This is a genomic window from Arthrobacter sp. SRS-W-1-2016, from assembly GCF_002009585.1.
Lineage (GTDB): Bacteria > Actinomycetota > Actinomycetes > Actinomycetales > Micrococcaceae > Arthrobacter > Arthrobacter bambusae_A.
The window spans coordinates 102369-126065 of record NZ_MTPV01000028.1 but is presented as its reverse complement, the minus strand read 5'-3'; the positions used below and the strand labels follow the sequence as shown (position 1 = coordinate 126065).

The following is a 23697-nucleotide window of genomic DNA, read 5'->3' as shown; positions in this document are numbered from 1 at the left end:
CCCCCGGACCCCCGCCCCACCCGAAGTGAGCGCGTGTCCGGCCCGGACCCGCCATACGTGAGCGGGCGTCCGGCCCGGATCCGTTATAAGTGAGCGGGCGTCCGGACCGGACCCGCCATACGTGAGCGAGGGTTCGGCGGATCAAACCCCCGCTCACATATGGCCCGGTTTCGACCAACGCCGGCTCACATATCGGGCGGTTTCCACCAACCCCCGCTCACATATACGCCCGGTTCCGACCAACGCCGGCTCACATAAGTCCGCCCGGAAGCCTGGACAGGTGAGCGGGCGTCCGGCCCGGACCCGTTATATGTGAGCGGGCGTCCGGCCCGGACCCGTCATATGTGAGCGGGCGTCCGGCCCGGAGCCGTCATAGGTGAGCGGGCGTTTGGGAGGGGCCGGAGGCGGGGCTCTTATCCCGGCGGTAAAGTTGGTGCACATGGAGAGCCTCTTTAGTCACCTCGCGCCGGACTCCGAACCCCAGCCGGAGCAATCCGGCGAGCTGGACCCGGTGGTGTGCACCGTCGTCGTGCCTTCTCCGGTGGCGCATGCTTTCATGGGCTTCACCGATCACCCGCACCTCTGGTGGCCGATGGAGGACCACAGCGTCTACGGGGCGGGCTCGCACGTTGAATTCGAGGAGAATTTGATCCTCGAGACAGCGGACGACGGGCGTACCTCGATACGGGGGACCATCGACGATTGGCAGCCGCCGTTGTCCTTCCACGCGAGTTGGTATCTGGGCAGCACCGCGATGTGGTCCACTGAACTCCGACTAGCCTTCCGGGCGGTTGACGGAGGTACAGAGGTCCGTCTGGTGCACGACGGCTGGGAAGGTGCCGAACACCCCGCGCAAACCCGTGCAAACTACGCTGCCGACTGGCCTGGAGTTCTTGAGCGCTACGTCCGGTTCATGGGCGGCGCAAGTGAATAGAATCCGTCGGCTCCAAGCTGCCGACTGGCGTTTGCTTCGCGACGTCCGGTTGGAGATGCTGTCGGACACCCCGATGGCTTACGTGGAGAGCTTAGCGGCAGCACGGCGCCAGACCGATACTCAGTGGCAGGAGCGAGCAGCCACGATGTCGGGTGACTCGAGCATCACGCTCGTGGCGGATGACGGGACAGATGGCAGCCGGATCAGTGGACTCATGCGCGTCGTCCTCAAGCAGCCACAGGATCCTTCCCAGGCTCAGCAAGCGATGCTGATCAGCGTCTACGTGGCGCCCGAACACAGGGGTCTGGGCCTGGCAGACCAGTTGCTCGACGAGGCATGCTCAGTCGCCGGCACCGAGCTCGGCGCGGCCCTGATCGAACTGGGTGTCCACGAGGACAACGCCCGCGCCAAGGCCTTCTACGCCCGGCATGGCTTTGAATACACAGGTGCCAGCCGGCCGTATCCGCAGGATAAAACCAGATTGGAAATCGTCATGGCCCGCCGCATCACTCCTGCAGGGCCGACCCGGCAGAGCCAAGGCCCCGGCGGATTCATCGATGAACTGGTGGCCGCGCTCACGCAGGAACAAGTCGCCATCGACGAAGAGACACGAACGAGCTACGCGGCAGACCAAGGACCGGTCCTGGACCTGCAGTTGCCCTTGGCTGTGGTGTTCGCCGAGTCCGTGGATGACGTGCAGCACGTGGTGCGCTGTTGCGCCAAGTACGGGGTTCCGATTGTTGCACGCGGCGCCGGCACCGGGGTTTCCGGTGGTGCCCATGCCAGCCAAGGGTGCATCGTGCTCAGCTTGGAACGCATGAACCGGATCCTGCAGCTCAACGCCGACGACGAGACCGCCGTCGTCGAACCTGGCGTGGTTAACGCGGATCTGAACGCCGCGGCGGCTGAACATGGCCTGATGTACGCTCCGGACCCTGCGAGCTACAAGATGTCCACGATCGGCGGCAATGTGGCCACGAACGCCGGCGGCCTGCGCTGCGCCAAGTACGGCGTGACCAGAGACTCGGTGCTGGCGCTCGACGTCGTCCTGGCCGACGGCTCGCTCATCCACACAGGACACCAGACGTTCAAAGGCGTGGCCGGATACGATCTCACGGCACTGTTTGTGGGTTCGGAGGGCACCTTGGGCATCGTGGTGGGCGTGACGGTGCGCTTGCGCTACCTTCCCCGCGACGTACAGACCGTGGCGGCGTTCTACCCGGACTTCCGCGGTGCCGCCGCGGGCGTCCTGGCGGTCGGAAAGGCACGCGTCCAGCCCGCCATCATGGAAATGCTCGACGCCGGTACGCTGGCCCAGCTCGATGAACTGTACGGCTCGGACCTCGGAGAACGCGGGCAGGCGCTTCTCCTGATCCAGACAGACGGTTTCGGAGCTGCCGCGGAAGCAACGCTCGTGCGGGAGGTGCTTGCAGCGGGCGGCGCCTCGGTGACGGCGGAATCGAACGCGGAAGCCGAGCGACTCATCGAGATGCGCCGCTCAAGCCGCGGCGACGAAGTGGACAACGAATACCGGGTAGGGGAGGACGTCGCCGTTCCCAGGTCCCGGCTTGTCGACTACGTGGCCGCGCTCGAAGCCATGGCCGTCACCCACGATGTCCAGCTCAAGGTGGTGGCCCACGCCGGCGACGGCAACCTGCACCCGACCTTCTGGGTGGACCGTGTGGACATGGAAGTGGACGCCGATGCAATGTCCCGCCTCAACAAGGCCTTGGACGACTCCATCGATGCCGCGCTGGAGATGGGTGGAACCATCACCGGAGAGCACGGGGTAGGTCAGTACAAGCTGCGCTGGCTTGGCCTTGAGCAGCCCGCACCCATCCGCGAGTTGCAGTGGCGCATCAAGGAGCTTTTCGACCCTGCCGGAATCTTCAACCCCGGCAAGGCCATTTAAAGCTTTGGTATTCCAAATCTGATCGTGAAGATCTCATGCCCTAGACCCATGCCGATTTACTTTACCAAGCAATGCCCCTAATCTTATTTGGTATACCAAACTAGATTCCGGGAGACGACCAATGGGACAAGCAAGCCAGCGCCACCGTACTTCCGCGTACGCTGCTCGACGGACCGCCGGGGTACTCGTTGCACTGGCGCTTGTCTCCATCAACCTCCGTCCAGCCATTACGGCGGTCGCCGGCACCATGGGTCAGCTGCAGGCAGGCTTCGGACTCGACGCGCGACTGCTGCCGCTGCTCGGTGCCTTGCCTGTACTTGCTTTCGGCGTCTCAGCTCCCTGCGGTCCGTGGCTGGCCCGTCGCCTGGGCACTGGCAGGGCCGTGGCTGCGGCGCTTCTGGTACTTGCCGCCGCGCTGATCGTCCGCGTATTCGTGCCCGGGCTGTTGTTGCCCGGAACGTTCCTGGCAGGGGCATCCATCATGACCGCCAGCGTGCTCGTGCCACAGATCGTCAAAGCAAACCGCGGTACCGGCTGGTGGACGGGGCTGTGCACGATGGGCTTCGGTCTGGGCGCGGCGCTCGGCGCAGGGCTCGTCCAGCCGCTGCAGCAAGCGCTCGGCGGAAGCCTCGCCTGGGCACTGGCCGTCTGGGCCGTCCCCGCCGTGCTCGCGGCCGCGTTGATCCGCCGCGCAGATCAAACACCAGGGCGCCCCAGCGGGACCGGCGGGACCGCTGGAAGCGGCGGACCGGCGTCGGACGCTGGTTTACAGGAGACGACGACGGCGGGTGGCGCCACGGGCGAGGCCGTCGCCATTCGGCTGCGAAAGCAGGGGACGGCCTGGGCTGTGACCGCTTTCTTCGGGCTGCAAGCCATGCTGTATTTCGCCATTACCTCGTGGTTGGCTGTGTTCCTGGTGTCGAAGGGCCAGACCGCGGCGGACGCGGCCGGGCTCTTGGCCTGGTTCAGCATCGCCGGGCTGCCCGCAAGCTTGCTGGCTCCCGTCCTCGCGGGGCGTCGAGCGGTCCTGAAGTTCATGGCTCCGGGCTTGGGGTTGTTCGTGGCCGCGGCTTTGATAGGCGTCTTGACGGCGCCCGCAGCTTTGCAGTTCCTGATGGTCGGCCTGTTGGGGATCGTCCAGAGCGCCGGCTTCGGGCTGGGAATGGCGTTGGTGGTCATCCGGTCGGCAGGGCCGGAGAGCGCTGGGAGCCTTTCCGCCATGAGCCAGGGTTTGGGTTTCGCGCTGGCCTCCCTGGGGCCCTTGGGCGCGGGATTCCTGCATGAGTGGTCCGGTGGCTGGGACGTTCCGTTTTGGGCCTTGGCGGCGGAGGCGGTGTTCCTTGCGCTTGCCGGTTTCCTCGCCGTGCGCGGGCCCGCCGTGAGGCTGGCAGCCGCCGAGGCGGAGCGCCGTGGCGAGCCCGCCGCCGTCGGGCGTTAAACCAAGAAAGTGGCCGGTCCCTCCGCGAGGGAACGGCCACTTTTTGTGCGGAATTAGACGAGCTCGAGCTGATCCGCCACGACCTTGCCGCGGTGGATCACTGTGCGGTCGGTGCCGCGGTCCATGACGGCGGAGGCCACCGTTTCGCCGTCGAGCAGCAGGAGTTCCGCAGGGTCGCCGACCTCGACGCCCGGGCGGTGTGCCGTGCCCTTCAGGCGGGTGGCGGACGGGTCGAGGATACTTGCGCCACCTACCGTGGCGATCGCGAGGCAGTGCTCGATGAGCTCGTCCTTGCGGAAGCCGTGGGTGAAAGCGAGCTGCCATGTGCGGTCGAGCATGTCCGTGTTGCCGTAGGGGGACCAGTAGTCGCGCTGGCCGTCCTCGCCCAAGCCCATCCGGACTCCGGCTTCGGCGAGCATCGGGATGGGCAGCTGGCCCGCCACCCCGGCGGAACCCGGCGCCACGGACGCCATCGAGATGTCCAGTTCGGCGAACTCGTCGATGAGGCGGCGCGTGGTGGCCTCGGAGATGCTGCCCAGCTGGTACGCGTGGGACATGGTGACCTTGCCCTGCATCCCCAGCGCGCGGGTGCGCTCAAGCACCAGGTCCGTGCTGAACACGCCGAGTTCGCCGGGCTCATGGAGGTGGATATCGATGGGGACCTGGTACTTTTCGGCCAGTCCGAAGACGATGTCCAGATGCCGGGCCGGATCGCGGTCCAGGCTGCAGGGGTCGATGCCGCCCATCACATTGGCGCCGGCCTTGAGAGCCTGGTCCATGAGGGGCACGGTGCCCTCTTCGAGGAGGAGTCCGGCCTGCGGGAACGCGATGATGTCGACGTCGGCCTGGCCTTTGAACTGCTCCTTGGCGGCCATCACGGCGTCGAAACGCTCAAGGCGGCAATCGACGTCGATCTGGGCATACGAACGGACGCGGGTGGTGCCGCGCGCGATCATCCGACCGAGGGTGTCGTTGACGCGTTCCTGCAGCGGAACTTCGGCGTTGCGCCAGTTCTGCCGGTCGTTCATCATCATGGTCCATACGCCCGGGCCGCCGGTGTGTTCGCGGAACGGCAGGCCGATGCGGGTCGAGTCCAGGTGCACATGGACGTCCGAGAACGACGGCACGAGAAGACGGCCGCGGCCTTCGACGACGGTGACGTCGCCCGCCGCTGTCCGCGCCGGGTCGTGGGGTTCGACGCCGGTGATCTTGCCGTCCGTGACGAGGACGTCGCTCAATGCTTGTCCCCAGGGGCGGACGGCGCGAATCAAGGTGTTCAATGTATTGCTCCTTTGATATTGGATCTATTGCACACCAGCGAGGGCTGCGGATTCCAGACCTGCGTGGTGGCAGGCCGGGGCCAAGGGCGAACCCGCCCCGGCGCTGGTTGACAGAGAGTAGACCCTGGGCTTTTTTGTATACCAAAAATAGATTAGAGCAGGTTTGGGGCGATGTAAATCACAAATATTGCGTTATCTGGAATACCAAAAAGCACTATTTCCGCCCGTGTATGCTCGGGTGGAATGCAAGACGACGGGGAAGGGAAGGGTGGCCGAAAGCGATGTCCGAAACGCTGACAGCCCGCGACGACGAAGCCCGGGCCGAACAGGTCTACCAGCTGGTTCTTGAGGGAATCGTGGCGGGGAGATACGAGCAGGGCGTGCGGCTGCGCGAACGGGAGCTCTCCGAGCTCTACAACGTTTCACGAATTCCCGTGCGCGAAGCCATCCAACGCCTCGAGCAGGACGGCTTCGTGGAAACCTTCCCCCGCCGGGGCGCAGTGGTCCGCCAATTGACGCTCACCGACGTGAATGAACTCTTCGACGTGCGGCTCTGCCTGGAAACGTTCGCCGCCCGCATGGCGGCCGTCCGCGTCGCCGCGGGCGAACCGGGCGGCCGCCTGCAGGAACTCCTCGACGACACGAGGCAAGCGATCGACGACGACCGGACCGACGACGTCGTACGCCTCAGTGCGGCGTTCCACGCCGAAATCGTCCGGCTGTCCGGCAACCGGCTGCTCATCGAGTCGGTCAAACCGTTGTTCGGCCGGATGCGCTGGATCTTCGGGCTCGCCCACAACCGCAGCAACGAACTCCAGCGCGACGAGCACATGGAACTATGCAACGCCATCCTCGGCGGCAAGGCCGACCTCGCCTACACGCTGGCGTACTCCCACATCGAGCTCGGACGCGAACCCGTACTCAAGGGACTCGCGCAGACGCTGGACCCCTAAACCTCCGCGTTAGTCGTCCGAATCCGGGTATTCGTCCTCGTCGTACCGGGATTCCTCGGTTTCGGCTTCCAGGATCTTGAGCATCGCAGTGTCCGGGTTGAGCATGATGGCAGCCTCGTCACGCCGGTGGCGCAGGATGGTATCCAGGTAAGACTGCACGGCTTCCGCCAAGGGGATGTGGCTGTCCTGCTTCTGGCTCATGTACCAGCGGTGCTCGAGGACTTCGTGGACCACTTCCGCCGGCTCAAGCTTGCCGGCGAGGTCGCGCGGGATGGACCGGACGATGGGCTCGAAGATCTGGCTGACCCAGGTGTGGGCGCTTATTTCTTCGTCCATGTCCGGATTGTTGTCCGCCCGGAACGAATCCATGTCGTTGAGCAGCCGGCGGGCCTGGTTCTCCTGGGCATCCAGGCCAGTGAGGCGGAGCAGCCGCCGCTGGTGGTGGCCGGCGTCGACGACCTTGGGCTGCAGCTGGATGGTGGAGCCGTCCGCGGTGGTCTTGATGGCATATTCCTCGACGTCGAAGCCCAGTTCGTTGAGGCGGCGGATGCGCGCCCCCACGCGCCAGCGCTCGCCGAGTTCGAACGATTCCTTCTCGGTAAGCTCGGTCCAGAGCCTGCGGTACGAGTCCATGATGAGCTCCGACGTCGCCACCGGGTCCACCTTCTCTTCGATCAGTCCGCCTTCGAGCAGGTCCATGAGTTCCCCGGCGATGTTGACGCGCGCGATCTCCAGATCGTATTCGCGCTGGCCCACCGACAGATCGGGGTACAGCTCACCGGTCTCGGCGTCCACGAGGTACGCGGCGAAGGCGCCGGCGTCGCGACGGAACAAGGTGTTGGACAAGGAGACGTCGCCCCAGTAAAAACCGATCAGGTGCAGGCGCACCAGCAGCAGCGCCTGGGCATCGATTAGCCTCGTCAGGGTGTCCCGCCGCAGCATCTGGGAGAAGAGCGCCCGGTATGGCATGGAGAATTTGAGGTGGCGGGTGACCAGTACGGGGTTCAGCGGCTTCCCGTCCACCGTGGTCCGACCGGTGATGACTGCAACCGGCTCGACGCAAGGCACATCCATCCGTGCCAGCTTGCGGAGCATGTGGTACTCGTGCCGGGCAACGTGCTCGGACGTTTCCTTGATGGCGATAACGGAGCCGGCCAAGTGCGCGAAACGCACGATGTGCCGGGAGATGCCGCGGGGCAGGGCGGCCAGGTTCGCTGCGGGCCAGTCTTCGAGGGCGATGTGCCAGGGCAGGTCCAGGAGTTCGGGATCGGCCGCCGCGGCGGTGATGTTGAGGGATCCGATGACGCTCGCTGGTGGTGCAGTGTCGTTGGCGCTGGCAGCCTCGGTGCGCGGGAGTTTGCCGATCTGCGCGTAGTCGGTGGGTTCGTCATGCCACTTGGCACCGCTTTGCTCGGTCATGGGGTCAATTCTTCCGTATGGAGGCTGTTGTTAACGACGACGGCGGCCCGTCCACTCGGAAGGGCCGCCGTCGCTTCGATATTTGGGTGCCGGTGGGGATCAGTCGCCCAGGCGCAGGCCCGACTTCGTGTCGAACAAGTGCACGTGGCCGGACTGCGGACGAACGAAGATGGACTCGCCCTTCATCGGGGGGCGGCGGCCGTCGACGCGGGCCACGATGTCGTGGCTCTTGCCGTCAAGCGTGGTGTGGCCGTAGACGTAGGCGTCGGCGCCGAGCTCTTCGACGACGTCGACCTCAACTTCGAGGCCTTCGCCGGCACCAACGGTCTCGAGGTCTTCCGGACGGGAACCGAGGGTGACGGTCTTGCCGTGTGCCTCTTCGAGGACATCGTGGGGTACCGGGTACACGGTGCCACCGAACTGGACGCCGCCGTCGACGACGGGCAGTTCGAGCAGGTTCATGGCGGGGGAGCCGATGAAGCCGGCAACGAAGACGTTCTTCGGGCGGTCGTACAGGTTGCGCGGGGTGTCGACCTGCTGCAGCAGGCCGTCCTTGAGAACGGCAACGCGGTCACCCATGGTCATGGCCTCGACCTGGTCGTGGGTCACGTAGACCGTGGTGACGCCGAGGCGGCGGGTCAGGGATGCGATCTGCGTACGGGTCTGGACACGGAGCTTGGCGTCCAAGTTGGAAAGGGGCTCATCCATGAGGAAGACCTGCGGGTTGCGGACGATGGCGCGGCCCATGGCAACGCGCTGACGCTGGCCACCGGAGAGTGCCTTCGGCTTGCGGTCCAGGTACTGCTCGAGGTCAAGAAGCTTGGCTGCTTCGCGGACACGCTCGGCGCGCTCTTCCTTGGAAACGCCGGCGATCTTGAGTGCGAAGCCCATGTTGTCCGCAACCGTCATGTGCGGGTACAGAGCGTAGTTCTGGAAGACCATCGCGATGTCGCGGTCCTTCGGCGGGACGTCCGTGACGTCGCGGTCACCGATCAGAATGCGGCCGGAGTTCACGTCCTCGAGGCCTGCGAGCATGCGCAGGGAGGTGGACTTACCGCAACCGGAGGGTCCAACGAGGACCAGGAATTCGCCATCGGCGATGTCGATGTTGAGCTTATCGACGGCGGGCTTATCTGTGCCCGGGTACAGACGCGTAGCGTTATCAAAAGTAACTGTTGCCACAGTTATCAATCCCTTCACCGGCAGGTACGTGCCGGACGATCCGTTGTGAATGGTTCATGTTTATTCAGTTGGACTCCCCGCCCTAGGCTAAGCCCGGGCAAGGGAGACTGAGTGACGCCGCACGGTAGTTGTGCGCCACATCACAACCAAGAGTATGGCAGCAGTCCGGGTTATTCGCCTAAATGTTACGAATGTCACATGTGAGATCCGTCTCCCGAGACCTTGTGGCGACGCTCGCGAAGCACGGCCTCCAGGAGTTCTGCGACGTGGACAGGGGCCTCGACGCGGAACTCGGCCTGGGTGAAATCCAGCCCGACCTTCACTCCGACGTCGCTGGAGCCGAGCCTGGCGATCGCGTCCTCGTCCGTCACGTCGTCGCCGGCAAAAAGGATCCCGGTGGCGGAGGTGGCCTGGCGCAGGAACTCGACAGCATCGCCCTTGGAGGAGTGCACTACCGAGGTCTCGAGGACCCGTTTGCCGTTCTTGAGGAAGACTCCAGGCAGGCCTTCGAGCACCGACCTCGCCGCCGCGACGGCGTCCTCCGCCACGTCGTCGGCGGCACGCCTGGTGTGGAGTACGACGCCGGCGGGCTTGTCTTCGAGGACGGTCCCCGGAGCTTCCTGCGAGATTCCGGCCAAGACTTCGCGGACTTCGGCGAGGAGCTCCCGTTGGGCGTCGTCGAGTTGGAGTTCCGTCGAACCGGGGCCCAACCAGGCCTCTGCGCCATGGCTGCCTATCAGCAGCGTGGCTTCGGGGGGTGAGGCGACCTCCCGCAGACTAGCCAATGCGCGCCCCGAGATGAGCGCCGTCGTCGTCCTCGGAAGCTTGGCGAGTTCGGCGAAAGCGGCGGCTGAGCGCTCGAGCGGGCGGGCTGCGTCGGCGTGGTCCACGATCGGGGAGATGGTGCCGTCAAAGTCCATCGCCACCAGGAGGTGGTCGGTTCCCGCTATCCTGCGGACGGCGTCGAGCAGCTCGGGCTGGAGGCTCAACGGGGGAGTGGCGGCTGTTTCAGGAGTCATCGCGAACCACGGTTTCTGCTAGGGCCGAGAGGAACTCGGCTGACCAATGATCGACGTCGTGGTCGAGGATTTGTTTCCGCATGGACTTCATCCGGCGGCGGGATTCGTTCGGGGGAAGCTCCACGGCCCGCATGATGGTGTTCTTGAGTCCGTCGATGTCGTGCGGATTCATGAGGAGCGCTTGCTTGAGCTGATCGGCCGCTCCGGTGAATTCACTGAGTACCAAGGCGCCCGTGTTGTTGGTCCGGGCCGTGACGTATTCCTTGGCGACGAGGTTCATGCCGTCGCGCAATGCCGTTACCAGCATGACGTCGGCCGCGAGGTACAAAGCCACCATTTCCTCGACCGGGTAGCTGTGGTGGAGGTAGCGCACGGCCGTGTTCTGCATGGTGTCGTAGCTGCCGTTGATGTGGCCCACCGTGCCTTCAATTTCCTCGCGCAGGAGCCTGTACTGCCGCACGCGCTCGCGGCTGGGACTGGCCACCTGGATCAGGGTGGCGTCCTCCACCTTGAGCCGGCCTTCCTTGAGGAGTTCCTCGAACGCCTTCAATCGGTGGGGGATGCCTTTGGTGTAGTCGAGGCGGTCCACGCCCAGGAGGATCGTTTTCGGGTTTCCGAGGTCCTCGCGGATCTGCCGGGCACGCTCGATGATGTCCGGGCGCCCTGCGAGTTCGCTGATGTGGTCCACGGCGATGGAAATCGGGAAGGCCTGCGCGCGGGCAATATGGGTGATCTGCCCATCCCGTCCCTTGACGTGGACTTGTTGCTGCTTGACGCTCGCACCGATGAAGCGGCGCGCCGAACGCATGAAGTTTGCCGCGTCGCTCGGGCGCTGGAAACCTACCAGGTCAGCGCCGAGCAGGCCTTCGATGATGGCCTGGCGCCACGGCAATTGGGCGAAGATTTCCGGTGGCGGGAATGGGATGTGGTTGAAGAAACCGATCCGCAGGTCCGGGCGTGCCTGGCGGAGCATGCTCGGCACGAGCTGGAGTTGGTAGTCCTGCACCCACACGGTGGCTCCGTGGTCCGCGTACTGGATGACGGCATCGGAGAACCGTTGGTTGACCCGGCGGTAGCTGTCCCACCAGGTGCGGTGGAACTCCGGCGGGGCAATGACGTCGTGGTAGAGCGGCCAGAGGGTCGCGTTGGAGAACCCTTCGTAATAGAGCTCAACATCGTCGGTGCTGAGATCCACGGGAATCAGGTCTATGCCGTCGTGGCTGAAGGGCTCCAGGGCCTCGTCCGGGGCGCCGTGCCAGCCCACCCACGCGCCGTCGGTCTTTGTCATCATCGGTGCGAGGGCGGTCACCAGGCCACCGGGAGAGCGGCGCCAACCTTCCTCGTTGTTTTCCCCGTCATCGCTGGGGTAGCGGTCAACCGGAAGGCGGTTGGAGACCACCATGAAATCGTGTTTCCGGGCTTTTGGAGCCTGATTTCCTTCGGGTCCGCTGTCGATTTTTTCGCTTGCTGGTTCTTGCATTGCTGCCCCCTGGGGTTGCCTGTGACTCTTCTCCCACCCTACCGGCGGGAATCATCAAGGACACTTGCTCGTTCCTCAGACTGGAGTCGAAGACCCCAGCAAAGCTGCCAGTCTTCTCCCGTAAACTGGCACCGTTGCCATAGCTAATAACCAACGCCGTCGATAAATCACGAGGAACTGATGAGCCCCGCAAACGAACCACGCCTGTCCAAGGCAGAGCGCACCGCCCAGGCCCGCGAAAAGGCCCGCGAAATCCGCGAAGCTCAGCTGAAGAAAGACAAGCGCAACAAGTTGCTCATCGGATGGGGCATTGTGGTTGCCGTTGTGGCGATCCTTGCCGTCATCGCCCTCGTGGTCACCCAGAACATTGCGAACAACGCCCCTATTGCCGACCAGGGCCCGACGCCGGCGAACGCCAACGTGCACGGCGGCGTGACGCTGCTGAAGGGCACCGATGTGACGAAGGTGGCCGCCGGCACCGTCAGCCTGGCATCCCTGCCGTCCGCCCCGGCCACCCCGCCCGCCACGGTGACCGCTCCGGGGGCTGACGCTGAAGCTGGCAAACCGGTCAAGGTTGTGGCCTACATCGACTTCATTTGCCCGATCTGCAAGAATTTCGAGACCACGTACAGCCAGCAGCTGACCCAGTTGCGCAACGATGGCAAGATCACCCTGGAGTACCGTCCGTTCGGCTTCCTCGACGCCAGCTCCAGCACCAACTACTCGTCCCGCGCAGCCAATGCCGCGGCCTGTGTCGCGAACACCTCGCCGGATAAGTACTCGGCGCTCGTGGACCTGCTGTACGCACAGCAGCCCGCCGAGGGCAGCGCGGGCATTTCGGACAACGACCTCAAGAAGTTGGCCACCCAGGCAGGATCGGCCAACATCGACTCCTGCATCGACAACAAGACGTACCGGCCGTTCATCAAGGTGGTCACCCAAGAGGCGAAGAATATCGGGATCTCCGGCACTCCGACGGTGTTTATCGACGGTAAGCAGTGGGATAACAAGACGGACTTCATGACCCTCTTGAATGCGGCTATCGCAGCGAAGAAGTAGTTCTCTGGCCCGAGGCCTTCCGTCCACTGGGAATTTCCGTGGGCGGGAGGTCTTGGGCTACCCTTATCTAGCGCTCGCGCGCACCAGCTCCGGTCCGCCGGGGCACCAGTCCCGGTCCGCCGGGGCGCGCCTCCTTAGCTCAGTTGGCCAGAGCACCGCTCTTGTAAAGCGGGGGTCGTCGGTTCGAATCCGACAGGGGGCTCTCAGCTTGGCTTTGACCTGCGGGTTTATTGATTCTGGTCAGAGCCATTTGAACTTTTTGGCGCCGGACTCACCTTTAACTCGCCTGAATCAGATTTGGAGACCGGTCTTGGCAGGCACTCCTGGTCCCCCGTTGGCTGCGTCGAAGGCGCCGGGCACGGCCCGTGTGTCGATCGCTTCTTTGTATTCCTCGACGTAGTGCGCTGTTGCCCGGTCAGTGCGGATGAGACCCCATATTCCGAGGGGTACCGGTAACTATCGTTCTCTATGCCTCCTCGGATGCCCACTATTACGCCTCAGAAGACCTTTTTCGTCTTGCCTTCGAACTACGTCGATGGATGAAAGTACACCCCCTTGGGGAAGGGGTCGGAACGCAGCGGAGCGGGGCAATAAGTGAAAGGGAGCTGACCGACTTGGAGGTTCCTTGTAATGGCGGCCTGTCGCACGAGCCGTCGGGACGGCTGACGTAGGGGGCCGCGGTTGACACTCTACAGAAGCGCTCGGTTGGCATGTTGTGGAAATTGTTGCAAATTCGTATGATTCACACAGAATTACTTGAATGCCAACTTCCGGTGGGCCAGGGTGACTCCAGTCGGTGCACAGGCTTAGCCGGCAAAAACCAACGAGCAGAGGCGCTGAAGGCGATGATTAGTCCGATGAAGGAACCGCCCGAGGTTAGGCGCCGAAGAATCCTAGAACTCGTGAGCGAGGGGGACTTCCTGAGACCCGCCGACATTGCGGCCATGATGTCGGTCTCCGGCGAGACCGTGCGCAGGGATCTTATGGCATTGGAGAGGTCCGGGGACCTCAAGCGGATCCACGGTGGGGCTATGCCTCCGGTCAAAGTGACGGAGAGCGAACCCGACAGGGCTAATCGCTCTATGGAAAATCCGCGAGAGAAGGACGAGATCGGGGCAGCGGCCGCTGCGCTGGTCGGCGATACCGACACGATCTTTCTCGACGTCGGAACCACCGTAGAAGCCGCGGCGAGGGCACTTTCCCCAACGTTCCACGGCATCGTCATCACCAATAGTCTGGTGGTGGGATCCATCCTCAGCGACCGTCCGGATGTTGAACTGTATGTGCTTGGCGGTCGTGTCCGCGCGGGAGAGATGACAACATACGGTCCGGACGCCCTTGCCCAGGTCCGAAGCTTCAACGCTAACTGGGCTTTCCTTGGCGCTGGAGGAGTGGATATCCGGGCCGGTCTGACCGACTATTCATCTGAGGATGTGGCAATCAAGCAGCTGATGATTGAAAAGTCTGCAAAGACCTACGTTCTGGCGGTCGGCGACAAGCTGGGACGCATTGCTGTCCGCCACGTCTGCGACCTGGACGAGATCAAAGGAATAATCACCGACAGCACGGCCAGCAGCACCCGAATCAAGTCTCTGAAAGACGCCGGTCTTGAGGTATTCCAGGGCGGCGCCCCCAGTGAGGCGTCCCGTTAGTTTCCCGCCCGACACGGCATCGACTCTAAACCAGTCCAATCCGGCCAGGTCCGGGCCCGCTCTGATTGCACTGTGAAGATACCCCCGCGCGATAGTGCGGGGGTATCTGTCCTTAAACGACCCAACGCCCTGCGCCTTGGGGGGGATCGAAGGCGCTCGTGGGCCTTTGATGAGGTCGCCGGCAGTCGCGGCCTCCATGGTTGACCGTGGAATTATGTGGACAACGGCGTGGCTGATTTGAATGATGAGGCCAGTGGCTACAAGGAAAAACTCGCTGATTGTGACGATCACAACAATTTCCTCTTGACGCCAGACCCTCGCGGATCCATACTTTTCCTTATGAATCCTCATAAATCCACACAAAACGTGGATGCGATTCCAACGCACGTGGCTTCCAGCGCCTCGTAGGCCTCATCCGGCCGCTGTCATGTCGCCATGAACATGAGGCACCACGGAACAACCAATTCCAATGACCCAACACCCCGCGCCCGGCCTAACCCAGCAACGACGCTTTGACGGGCCCCCATCGAAGGACATTCGCTCCAAATGACACACAACCCCCCACCGGCAGGCAGTTTCGTGCCAGGCACGGACACCGACGTTGAAGAGTACGGCTACAAGCAGGAAATGAAGCGCGGCACGGGCAGATTTGCCTCTTTTGCCGTCGCTTTCGCGTTCGTTTCCATCGCCACAGGCATCTTCACCACCTATGGCGCAGTTCTCAACAGCTCCGGTCCTGCGGGCATTTGGACCTGGCCGATCGTCACGGTCGGGCAACTCATGGTCGCGCTCATTTTCGGCTCGTTGGCGGCCCGTATCCCGGTGACCGGCTACTCCTACCAGTGGATGTCGCGCCTGGCCAACCCGGTACTAGGTTGGATCATGGGCTGGATCTCCTTCACGTTCCTCGCAATTGTCGTGGTCGCGGTCGACTACACCATCGCATCAACGGTCCTGCCTGTTCTCCTCGGCTACGAGGGAACCCCTGCGAACGCATGGCTGATCACCAGCATTGTGCTGGCCTTGCAAGCACTGTTGGTTGCGTTTTCCACGCGCTGGACAGAGCGGGTGAACAACTTCGCCGTCTCCGCCGAACTCATCGGCATGATCCTGCTCGTCGTGCTGCTCATCGTCGTCGGCGCGGTCGCGAAGGAACTGAACGTGGACAATCTGTTCTCCACCGGGGCCCTCCCTGCGCAGGATTACTTCAGCGTCGGGTCCTTGCTCCACGTGGGGCCTTGGATGATGGGGACTTTGCTGGGCGCGTTCACGATCGTTGGATTCGAATCCGCCGCCAACCTCGCCGAAGAAACCAAGGAACCAGCCCGGGTGGTGCCCCGCGCCATGTGGCAAGCCGTGCTCGCTTCGGGCATCCTGGGCTTCTTCTTCCTCCTGGCCATCACCATGCTGGCTGGCGATCCCGCGACCCTGGCCGCGTCCGGAACTCCCGTTGCCGACGTCATCAACCGTGTTCTTGGCCCGGTCGTAGGCACTGCGCTGCTGGTGATGGTCGTCATCGCAATCTTTGCCTGCGGCATGGTGATTCTCATGACCGGAGTCCGGCTCGTGTGGGCAATGTCCCGCGACGACCGCTTCCCGGGCCACGCCGTGTGGCGCAAAGTGTCCCCGCGCTTCGGAACCCCCACCGCGGCAACCGGACTCATGTTCGTCCTTGGGGAACTGATCCTCGGCCTCTTCGCCTTCCAGACCGACGCGCTCTTTAGCCTCTTCGGTGCCGCTACCCTGCTGCCCGCAGTCATCTACGCGGCTACGGTCCTTCTGTATATCGTCAAGCGCAAGAGCCTTCCCCCGAGCAAGGGATTCACCTTGGGCAAGTTCGAGCTGCCAGTCATCATCCTCGCAGCCGTGTGGCTGATCTTCATGCTCTCTGTTTTCAGGGATGCATCCTTCATCAACTCTTGGTTGTACGTTGCCATCATGGTGGCAATCGGCGCTGTCTACCTGGTCTTCCTGCTGATCCGACGCGGCGGTCCGTCCGGACTCGCCATGCCCGATCTGCACTCGATCGATGCCGAGTTGGACGCCGACGCCAAACATTCCGAAAGGGCGCAGGGCAAGTGACCACCGTTCTATCCATCGACCAGGGCACGTCCGGAACCAAAGCCGTCGTCGTCGACGGCAGCGGGAAAATACTGGGGGTGGCCGAACAAACCGTCCGGCCGCATTACCTACCCGGCAGCGGCGTCGAACAGGACCCGCAGGAACTGCTCGACTCCGTCCTTCAAACCGGTAAGGCCGCCGTCGCCCAGTCCGGTGCCTTGATCGATATCGTCACCATCGCCAACCAAGGAGAAACCGTCCTGGCCTGGGACCCGGCGACCGGCAAGCCTTTATCCAACATGATCGTGTGGCAGGACCGGCGCGCCGAAAGCATCTGCGCAGGCCTCGCAGACCATCGGGTGGAATTCGCAAGCCGCACCGGGCTCGTCCTCGACCCGTATTTCTCCGCCCCCAAACAGGCGTGGATCAGGAAGAACGTCACCCGGGACGGTGTGGTGACCACCTCGGACAGCTGGCTCATCCACCATCTGACCGGGGAATTCGTCACGGACGTCAGCACAGCCAGCCGGTCGCTGACGACCAGTCTGGACAGCACGGAATGGGACCACGAACTCCTGGATTTGTTCGAACTCGGCGACGAAAAGCTCCCAAAGATTCTGCCGTCCGACGCGATCGCGGGTTCAACCAGTGCCTTCGGAGGCCTCATGGCCGTCGGCGGCCTCATTGTGGATCAGCAGGCGGCGCTCCTGGCCGAGAATTGCCTCGACGCCGGCGAAGCGAAGTGCACCTTCGGCACGGGGGCGTTCTTGCTGGCGAACACCGGAACGTCGGCAATACGCTCGACGGCCGGGCTCGCCGCGTCGGTCGCCTGGACTGTCAAAGACAAACCCACCTATTGCTTTGACGGGCAGGTGTACACGGCAGCTTCCGCCGTCAGGTGGCTCCAAGGAATGGGCTTCATCAAGTCAGCTTCAGAGCTCGACGTCGTAGCCGCCGCAGACTCGGGCGGCGTGCTCAGCGTCCCTGCTTTTGCGGGCCTGGCCGCACCCTGGTGGAGTCCGGAAGCCAAAGCCTCCCTCACAGGAATGACCCTGTCCACCGGCCCGGAACACATCGTGCTCGCCGTCCTGCAGGGTATCGCCGCGCAGGTCGCAGAGCTGGGCTTACTTGTCGCTTCGGACATCGGCCATCCACTCCAGCGGCTGCGGGCCGACGGCGGGCTGACGCAAAGCCGTGTTCTAATGCAGGCCGTCGCCGATCTCATGCAGATTGAAATCGACGTGTACCCCTCCCAGCACGCTACGCCCTTGGGCGCGGCAGCCCTGGCCAGAGTGGCCCTTGAACCATCCCTCCCACTCCGGGACGCCGTCGTTCCCTGGAGCCCCAGCACTGTCTATGAACCGAAGTGGTCGGCAGACCAAGCAGCCGAGTTCCGCGCGCGATGGGCAACCGCCGTCGAGGCAACCCGGTGACGAAGGAGAACACCCGAATGAGCAACACCCAGAACAAAACCTACGATGTCGCCGTGATCGGCGCCGGCATTGTGGGCTCAGCCATCGCACGGAAACTGGCCGGGTACCGGCTCAGCGTCGCGCTCCTCGACGCGCGCGAAGACGTAGGGGACGGGACGAGTAAAGCCAACACCGCGATCCTGCACACAGGATTCGACGCGAAGCCCGGAACCCTTGAGTCGAAGATGGTGCACGAGGGGTACCACTTGCTCTCCGAATACGCCAAGCAGACGGGAATCCCGGTCGAACACACCGGCGCCATCCTTGTGGCATGGGATGACGAGCAGCGCGACGCCCTGCCCGGCCTCAAGGTCAAGGCCGAGCAAAACGGATACGACAAGACCGAAATCATCGACGCGGCGGAAATCTACCGGCTCCTGCCGCACCTGGGGGACGGCGCCCTGGCAGGACTCTCCGTCCCGGACGAGTCCATCATCTGCACCTGGACTACCAACCTTGCCCTCGCCACTGAAGCTGTGCAGCGGGGGACGGAACTCCTGCTCCGACGCCGTGTCGCCAGCATCGAGAGGGTCGACGGCGTCACGCACCTTTACACAAGCATCGACCGGATCAGCGCCCGCTGGGTGATCAACGCCGCCGGGCTGGGCGGGGACACGATCGACCAGCTCTTCGGCTATGACCGGATCCACCTGACCCCCCGACGCGGTGAGCTGTTGGTGTACGACAAGCAGGCACGGCCCCTTGTGGACAAAATCGTTCTGCCGGTGCCAACGGCATTGGGCAAAGGCGTGCTGGTCAGCCCCACCATTTACGGCAACGTGATGCTGGGCCCCACCGCCGAAGACCTCACCGACCGCACCGACACGGGAACGTCCGAGAGCGGCTTCGCCTTCCTGAGGGGCAAGGGCGAGAAGATCATGCCCAAACTCCTGGAAGAAGAGGTAACGGCCACTTATGCCGGGCTACGCGCAGCCAGCGATTACCCCGACTACCTCATCGAGGTCGACACCGAGCAGCAATACGCGATCGCCGGCGGCATCCGCTCCACCGGCCTGACCTCCGGCATCGCCGTGGCCGAGTACGTCGACGAACTCCTCAGGGCATCGGGCGCCATCGAACTCGTGAAGCGCGACAACCTGCCCGAACCACCACACATGCCCAACATCGGCGAAGCTTTCCTCCGCCCTTACCAAGACGCAGCAAGGATCGCGGAAGATCCTGCATACGGGAAGATCGTGTGCTTCTGCGAACGTGTCACCGCCGGGGAAATCCGCGACACCTTCAGTTCCCCGATCCCGCCGTGCACTCTGGACGGGCTGCGCCGCCGGACCCGTGCCCAGAACGGCCGGTGCCAGGGATTCTTCTGCGGCGCGGAAGTAAGCCAGCTTCTCGAATCCCGCGGTCAGACCGCCAACACCCCAGTTAGTCCGAAAGCAAAAGTTGCCAGCGTGGAGGCCACCAAGTGAGCACCAACGGCACGGTCCTGACTCCGACCGTCCTGATCATCGGCGCAGGGCCGTCCGGCTTGCGCGCCGCAGCCGAATTGGCTCCCCGCGTGAGCGGCGAAGTCCTCGTCCTCGAACGCGAAAGTGTCGCTGGCGGCATCCCGCGACACAGCGACCATCCCGGCTACGGAATCCGTGACATGGGCAACTTCATCGACGGGCCTAAATACGCCCGTATTCTGCGTGAGCAGGCCACCGCTGCCGGCGCGAGGATCCTCACCAACGCCATGGTCACCGACTGGGCCGGAGAGCGTTCCGTCAACGTCACAATGCCCGAAGGGCGGGTGCGCGTCGATGCGAAGGTGATCATTCTCGCCACCGGAGCCAGGGAGCGGCCCCGTCCCGCCCGCCTGATCCCTGGCGATCGTGGCAAAGGCGTTTACACCACGGGACACCTGCAGAACATCGTTCACCTCAAGCACGGCAAGGTCGGCAAACGGGCCGTCATTGTCGGGGCCGAGCTGGTCAGCTGGTCGGCAGCGATGACCCTGAAACACGTCAAATGCAAGACGGTACTGATGACCACCGAATACCCGAAAGCGGATGCATACCGGCTATTCAGCGGACCCGGAAAACTGTTCTTCGGCACCAAAGTGGCCACACGCACAAGGGTCACCCGGATCATCGGAAAGCCGAACGTACAAGGTGTGGAGATCGAGAACATCGACACCGGTCAACGAAGGATCGTCGACTGCGACACCGTCATCCTCACCGGCGACTGGATCCCGGACAACGAACTCGCCCGGGCGGCCGACGTCGACATTGACCCGGTCAGCAAGTCACCACTGGTGGACGCCGCCCTGCGGACAAACAAGGCCGGCATTTTCGCCATCGGCAACATGCTGCATCCCGTGGATACCGCCGACGTGGCGGCCCTCGACGGCGCCGCCGTAGCCGAGCACGTTGTCAACTACCTCCGGGGCGATCGGCCGGGAGGAGCTCCGCTAAGTCTGACGGCCGACGCTCCGTTCAGGTGGGTAGCGCCAGCCTTGCTGCGCCAACACGATCCGGCGCCGCCCCGCCGTCGGCTTCTGCTCTGGAGCGATACCTACGTCCCGTTCCCCGAAGTAGTCCTGCGCCAAAACGGCGAGGTCATCGCCCGAAAGCGGCTTTGGTGGCCCGCAGCACCGGGCCGCGTCTTCCGTGTCCCGTCCAGCATGCTCAGCCAGATCAACTGGAACGCCGGCGCCGTCACCATCGGCCTCGCCAACTAGCCACCGGCTCCCGCCGGCCGCGACCCTGTTGGGGCGCGGCCGGACCATGCCCTGCACCAGCCGGGCAAAACCTACAATCAGGAGAACCCATGAACCAGCGCCAGAACATCACATCCGGGTCCGCCCGCGAACCGATCCTCGGCTACTCCCGCGCGGTCCGCGTCGGAAACCAGATCGTCGTAGCAGGAACCACCGCCGGCTCCAGCAGCGGCGCAGTCGGCGGAAACGACGCCGCCGCCCAGGCCCGCGAAATCTTCAACCGAATCGAGACCGCCCTCATCCAGGCAGGCGGATCATTCTCGGACGTCATACGCACCAGGGTCTACCTCACCAACATTGCAGACTTCGACGCCGTCGGCGCCGTCCACGGTCAAATCTTCGGCGACATCCGTCCCGTCACAGCAGTCGTCGAGGTCGGCGCCCTGGCAGCCGACGACCTTCTGGTCGAAATCGAAGCCGACGCCATCCTGCAATAGACGAATCAGTGACGGAAGAGTGATGGCTGAAATCACCCTCTTCGACCTTGACGGCGTGCTGACCAGGGGAGACACCATGGTTTCCCTCGTCAGCCGCCGTCTGGCACGGCACCCGGTGCGCCTCTTCAGTGCTGCACCGTTGTTCCTTCTTTCCCTCGCCGCCCACCCGCAAAGCCGTCTGAGGGCAACTACGAACCGCAGGCTCGTCGCTCTGGCTCTGAACGGGCTCACGGATGGTGAATACACGGAACTGGCCATCCGGACGGGGCGGCAGCTCGCCGCCAGACGAGGATTCGCCGTGGGCCAAACGATCACGTTGTGCAGACACGCCGCTTCCCGGCATCGGACGATCATCGTGACCGCCTCGGAGCGACGGTTGGCTCGAGCTTTCCTGGACTCGGTCGGCCTGCCGGACATCGAGCTTCTGGCTTCCGAGATCGCGTTCCATGACCGCGCGGTCACATGGGCGACTCACAATGTGGGGCCCGCCAAATTGCGCGGCCTGAAATCAGTGGGTGTCCCATTTAGCTGCGCGACCTTCTATACGGACTCGGCGAGCGACCTATCCCTGGCGGCTGCCGCCCGGACAACCTTCCTCGTGAACCCGGATGCACGCTCCCGGCGAAAGATGATAGCCGTGATTCCAAACCTGCAGGTCGTCCGCTGGTGAATATACGCCCTCAAAGCGCGAGCAGACGCAGACACACATGATTTTAATGCCAAGAGGAGCAAGCCCATGCAGCCGCAACGTGTAAGCCCAGAAAAGCAACTGCACCCAGCCGCGGACTGGCATCGGATGGTGGGGCTGAAGGTGGAACTGCGTCGTCCAGAAGGAGACGTCCGTAGCGGAATAGTTGATGCAGTCATGCCAGACGGCTCGGGGCTCTGGCTCGCCGCGGACGGCGCCAATCTCCGCACTTACATACACAATGACGGGGATCTCGGAGTATGGGGGAACGTGCCATCGAACGTGGGGATCAAGGCTCCTTCACCACGCGGATAGGTCGCAGCGTTTGATCCAATTTCCACGTTCCGGCAACGCGACATCTGATGAATTGCCCCGGAGGTTGGAGCGTTATCTCCAGCCTAGGCTCTGTTGCTTCAGAACCTACCGAATGGGACGGTCCGTTCACCTGCGGTCTCGGCTTCTCATGTAGCGTGCTTGAAAGGCGCCCGTGCCTGGGAAACCTTGGTCGCAATCATCTTGAACTTCGGGCCGCCCTTGCGTCCGCGTGCGAGGACACCGGAGGCATGATCAACGGCAACTCTACTTCAGAGAGCGTGTGCGCCGGCGAGACCTGGCTAGACCAGCGTTGCGGAGCGTAGGAGTTTCTCAGTGCGAGTTGAGGCAAGTTTGCCACCGTATTTCCCGAAGAGATCGATGACCGTTTGAGCCGACGCGCCAAGATCTCGGGCAGGGCGGGGACTGGCGTTGAACACGTGATCGAGCCACTGGAAGATCACGACGTGGGCGTAGGTCAGGCCACCCATCTGGCAATGGCTGGATGCGCCCTGGGTTCGCGGGAAGACGTGGACGTATTTCTCGCACGGCAGCGACGCGATGAATTCGGGGATGCCGGCGACGATCGCGGCCGACGAGGCAGCGGCGTCTTTGATGTCGTCCTCTCCGAACAGGAACAGCATGGGGTTTTTGAAGTTCCGCTCGAGGCCCCGGAGGGTGAAGGGCTGGTAGAAGTCGATCCAGTCATGCGGCTCGGCGATGCCAAGGGACCATTGCGCGTGCTGGAATGCCCACCGTGCTGGCGGGCTGACTCGCTGGAGCAGTCCGAACAGGGCGTCGATCACTTTCGGGTTGTTGAGTCCTTTGAGACCCGCTCGGGCGGATTCGCCGCAGTCAACGACCAAGGTGTTGGCGATGCAAGCCTTGATCCTTGGCTCGCCGGCGGAAGCTCTGGGTGCGAAGTAGCCGCCTGCGGAGTAGCCGATCAGTGCAATCCTGTCGCGGTCGATGTCGTCGCGGGAGTACAGGTAATCGACCACAGCGGCCACCGGCTTCTCGTAGTCGGGTCGGAACACGAGCCCCGGGTTCGCCATCAGGGCGCCCCATTGGCCCGGCCCCTCGAACACCAGACAGTTATATCCGTGCTCAGCCGCCACGGCCCCGATCCAGCAGTAGACCTCCTCCATCGTCGAGTCGAACCCGCCAAGCGCGATCAGAGTGGGGCCGTGTTCCTGTGGTGCAGGGACGTAGTAGGCGGGAAGTTTGCTGCCTTCGAAGTCGATCTCGACGTAGTCAATGGCCTTGGTACCCAGTTTCGTCATCTGACGGAAGTGGTCTCGGCTGCTCTGCCACAGCTTAAGGTGTCTGGGATCGGTATGGGCGAGGTAGAACGCCGCCATGCGGTAGTAGTTGCTGGCCCGCAGATGGGCGCGGGCGGCAGCCTGTCGTTCCCCGGCCGTGGCTATGCTGTCGGCGTATCCTGCGACGGCGTCGGCCGTTGCCGTCCACTCGACCGTCCAGCTCTCGAAGTCGCCGTTCTTGATGCGATGCAAGGTCTCGGTGCACTCTCCGAACTCAGCAGCCCCGACATTTTGAGTGGAGATTCCACGGGCGAACTCGTAGTTGAACCCCCCGATGGTCTTATCTGCGAAGTCGACCTTCATCGAGACCTACCTTCCGATAGATCGTTGTCCGCTGACAGCAGCGGGACCCAGTGTT

Annotated in this window: 18 protein-coding genes, 1 tRNA gene and 1 pseudogene; 14 read left to right on the top strand and 6 right to left on the bottom strand. The window is 63.6% G+C overall.

Going from position 1 to position 23697, the window contains the following annotated elements:
* The first annotated feature begins 439 nt into the window (after positions 1-439).
* The 4 genes and pseudogenes from BMF89_RS07335 (at position 440) to BMF89_RS07325 (ending at position 4284) form a co-directional block, all read left to right on the top strand.
* Positions 440-934 (top strand): SRPBCC domain-containing protein, encoded by a 495-nt coding sequence (locus BMF89_RS07335; protein ID WP_078106421.1) that lies wholly within the window; start codon positions 440-442, stop codon positions 932-934.
* A gap of 55 nt (positions 935-989) precedes the next feature.
* Positions 990-1373: pseudogene (locus BMF89_RS22595) on the top strand (N-acetyltransferase); the annotation flags it as partial.
* A gap of 54 nt (positions 1374-1427) precedes the next feature.
* Positions 1428-2846, top strand: a complete 1419-nt coding sequence (locus BMF89_RS07330; protein WP_171983426.1) for an FAD-binding oxidoreductase — start codon at positions 1428-1430, stop codon at positions 2844-2846.
* Between the two features lie 121 nt (positions 2847-2967).
* The gene (locus BMF89_RS07325) at positions 2968-4284 is read left to right on the top strand and encodes an MFS transporter (protein ID WP_078106412.1); all 1317 of its coding nucleotides are present in this window, start codon (positions 2968-2970) and stop codon (positions 4282-4284) included.
* A 53-nt stretch (positions 4285-4337) separates the two neighbouring features.
* On the opposite strand, the gene BMF89_RS07320 is transcribed toward BMF89_RS07325, so the two are convergent.
* On the bottom strand, positions 4338-5564 hold the full coding sequence (locus BMF89_RS07320; protein WP_078106411.1) for an amidohydrolase family protein: 1227 nt from the start codon (positions 5562-5564) through the stop codon (positions 4338-4340).
* Between the two features lie 281 nt (positions 5565-5845).
* Between BMF89_RS07320 and BMF89_RS07315 the strand changes: the two genes are divergently transcribed.
* On the top strand, positions 5846-6517 hold the full coding sequence (locus BMF89_RS07315; RefSeq protein WP_253190741.1) for a GntR family transcriptional regulator: 672 nt from the start codon (positions 5846-5848) through the stop codon (positions 6515-6517).
* A gap of 9 nt (positions 6518-6526) precedes the next feature.
* Here BMF89_RS07315 and BMF89_RS07310 read toward each other — a convergent pair whose 3' ends face one another.
* The 4 genes from BMF89_RS07310 to BMF89_RS07295 form a co-directional block, all read right to left on the bottom strand.
* Positions 6527-7936: a DUF4032 domain-containing protein gene (locus tag BMF89_RS07310; RefSeq protein WP_078106409.1), complete on the bottom strand. Its 1410-nt coding sequence runs from the start codon at positions 7934-7936 to the stop codon at positions 6527-6529.
* A gap of 99 nt (positions 7937-8035) precedes the next feature.
* Entirely contained in the window at positions 8036-9118 is a 1083-nt protein-coding gene (gene ugpC / locus BMF89_RS07305) for a sn-glycerol-3-phosphate ABC transporter ATP-binding protein UgpC (protein WP_059388327.1), read from the bottom strand.
* Positions 9119-9312: 194 nt separating this feature from the next.
* Positions 9313-10137 (bottom strand): trehalose-phosphatase, encoded by an 825-nt coding sequence (gene otsB / locus BMF89_RS07300; protein WP_078106408.1) that lies wholly within the window; start codon positions 10135-10137, stop codon positions 9313-9315.
* Positions 10127-11617 carry a trehalose-6-phosphate synthase gene (locus BMF89_RS07295; protein WP_078106407.1) on the bottom strand — a complete coding sequence of 497 codons (1491 nt, stop codon included), beginning with the start codon at positions 11615-11617 and terminating at the stop codon, positions 10127-10129. The genes otsB and BMF89_RS07295 overlap by 11 nt, the downstream gene beginning before the upstream one ends.
* A gap of 180 nt (positions 11618-11797) precedes the next feature.
* Between BMF89_RS07295 and BMF89_RS07290 the strand changes: the two genes are divergently transcribed.
* From BMF89_RS07290 to BMF89_RS07250, 9 genes are all read left to right on the top strand, one after another.
* Entirely contained in the window at positions 11798-12676 is an 879-nt protein-coding gene (locus BMF89_RS07290; protein WP_078106406.1) for a thioredoxin domain-containing protein, read from the top strand.
* A 128-nt stretch (positions 12677-12804) separates the two neighbouring features.
* Positions 12805-12878: transfer RNA gene (locus BMF89_RS07285), tRNA-Thr, on the top strand.
* A gap of 655 nt (positions 12879-13533) precedes the next feature.
* Entirely contained in the window at positions 13534-14328 is a 795-nt protein-coding gene (locus tag BMF89_RS07280) for a DeoR/GlpR family DNA-binding transcription regulator (protein WP_171983425.1), read from the top strand.
* A gap of 546 nt (positions 14329-14874) precedes the next feature.
* Positions 14875-16410 carry an amino acid permease gene (locus BMF89_RS07275; protein WP_078106404.1) on the top strand — a complete coding sequence of 512 codons (1536 nt, stop codon included), beginning with the start codon at positions 14875-14877 and terminating at the stop codon, positions 16408-16410.
* Positions 16407-17822: an FGGY family carbohydrate kinase gene (locus tag BMF89_RS07270; protein ID WP_078106403.1), complete on the top strand. Its 1416-nt coding sequence runs from the start codon at positions 16407-16409 to the stop codon at positions 17820-17822. The genes BMF89_RS07275 and BMF89_RS07270 overlap by 4 nt, the downstream gene beginning before the upstream one ends.
* A gap of 17 nt (positions 17823-17839) precedes the next feature.
* Complete coding sequence (locus BMF89_RS07265; RefSeq protein WP_078106402.1) at positions 17840-19288, top strand: NAD(P)/FAD-dependent oxidoreductase; 1449 nt, start codon at positions 17840-17842, stop codon at positions 19286-19288.
* Entirely contained in the window at positions 19285-20541 is a 1257-nt protein-coding gene (locus tag BMF89_RS07260) for an FAD-dependent oxidoreductase (RefSeq protein ID WP_078106401.1), read from the top strand. Before BMF89_RS07265 ends, BMF89_RS07260 begins: the two co-directional genes overlap by 4 nt.
* Before the next feature lie 89 nt (positions 20542-20630).
* Complete coding sequence (locus tag BMF89_RS07255; protein ID WP_078106400.1) at positions 20631-21017, top strand: RidA family protein; 387 nt, start codon at positions 20631-20633, stop codon at positions 21015-21017.
* A gap of 22 nt (positions 21018-21039) precedes the next feature.
* Entirely contained in the window at positions 21040-21687 is a 648-nt protein-coding gene (locus tag BMF89_RS07250; protein WP_078106399.1) for an HAD family hydrolase, read from the top strand.
* Between the two features lie 632 nt (positions 21688-22319).
* On the opposite strand, the gene BMF89_RS07245 is transcribed toward BMF89_RS07250, so the two are convergent.
* Positions 22320-23642 (bottom strand): alpha/beta hydrolase, encoded by a 1323-nt coding sequence (locus BMF89_RS07245; protein ID WP_078106398.1) that lies wholly within the window; start codon positions 23640-23642, stop codon positions 22320-22322.
* Positions 23643-23697: the final 55 nt, after the last annotated feature.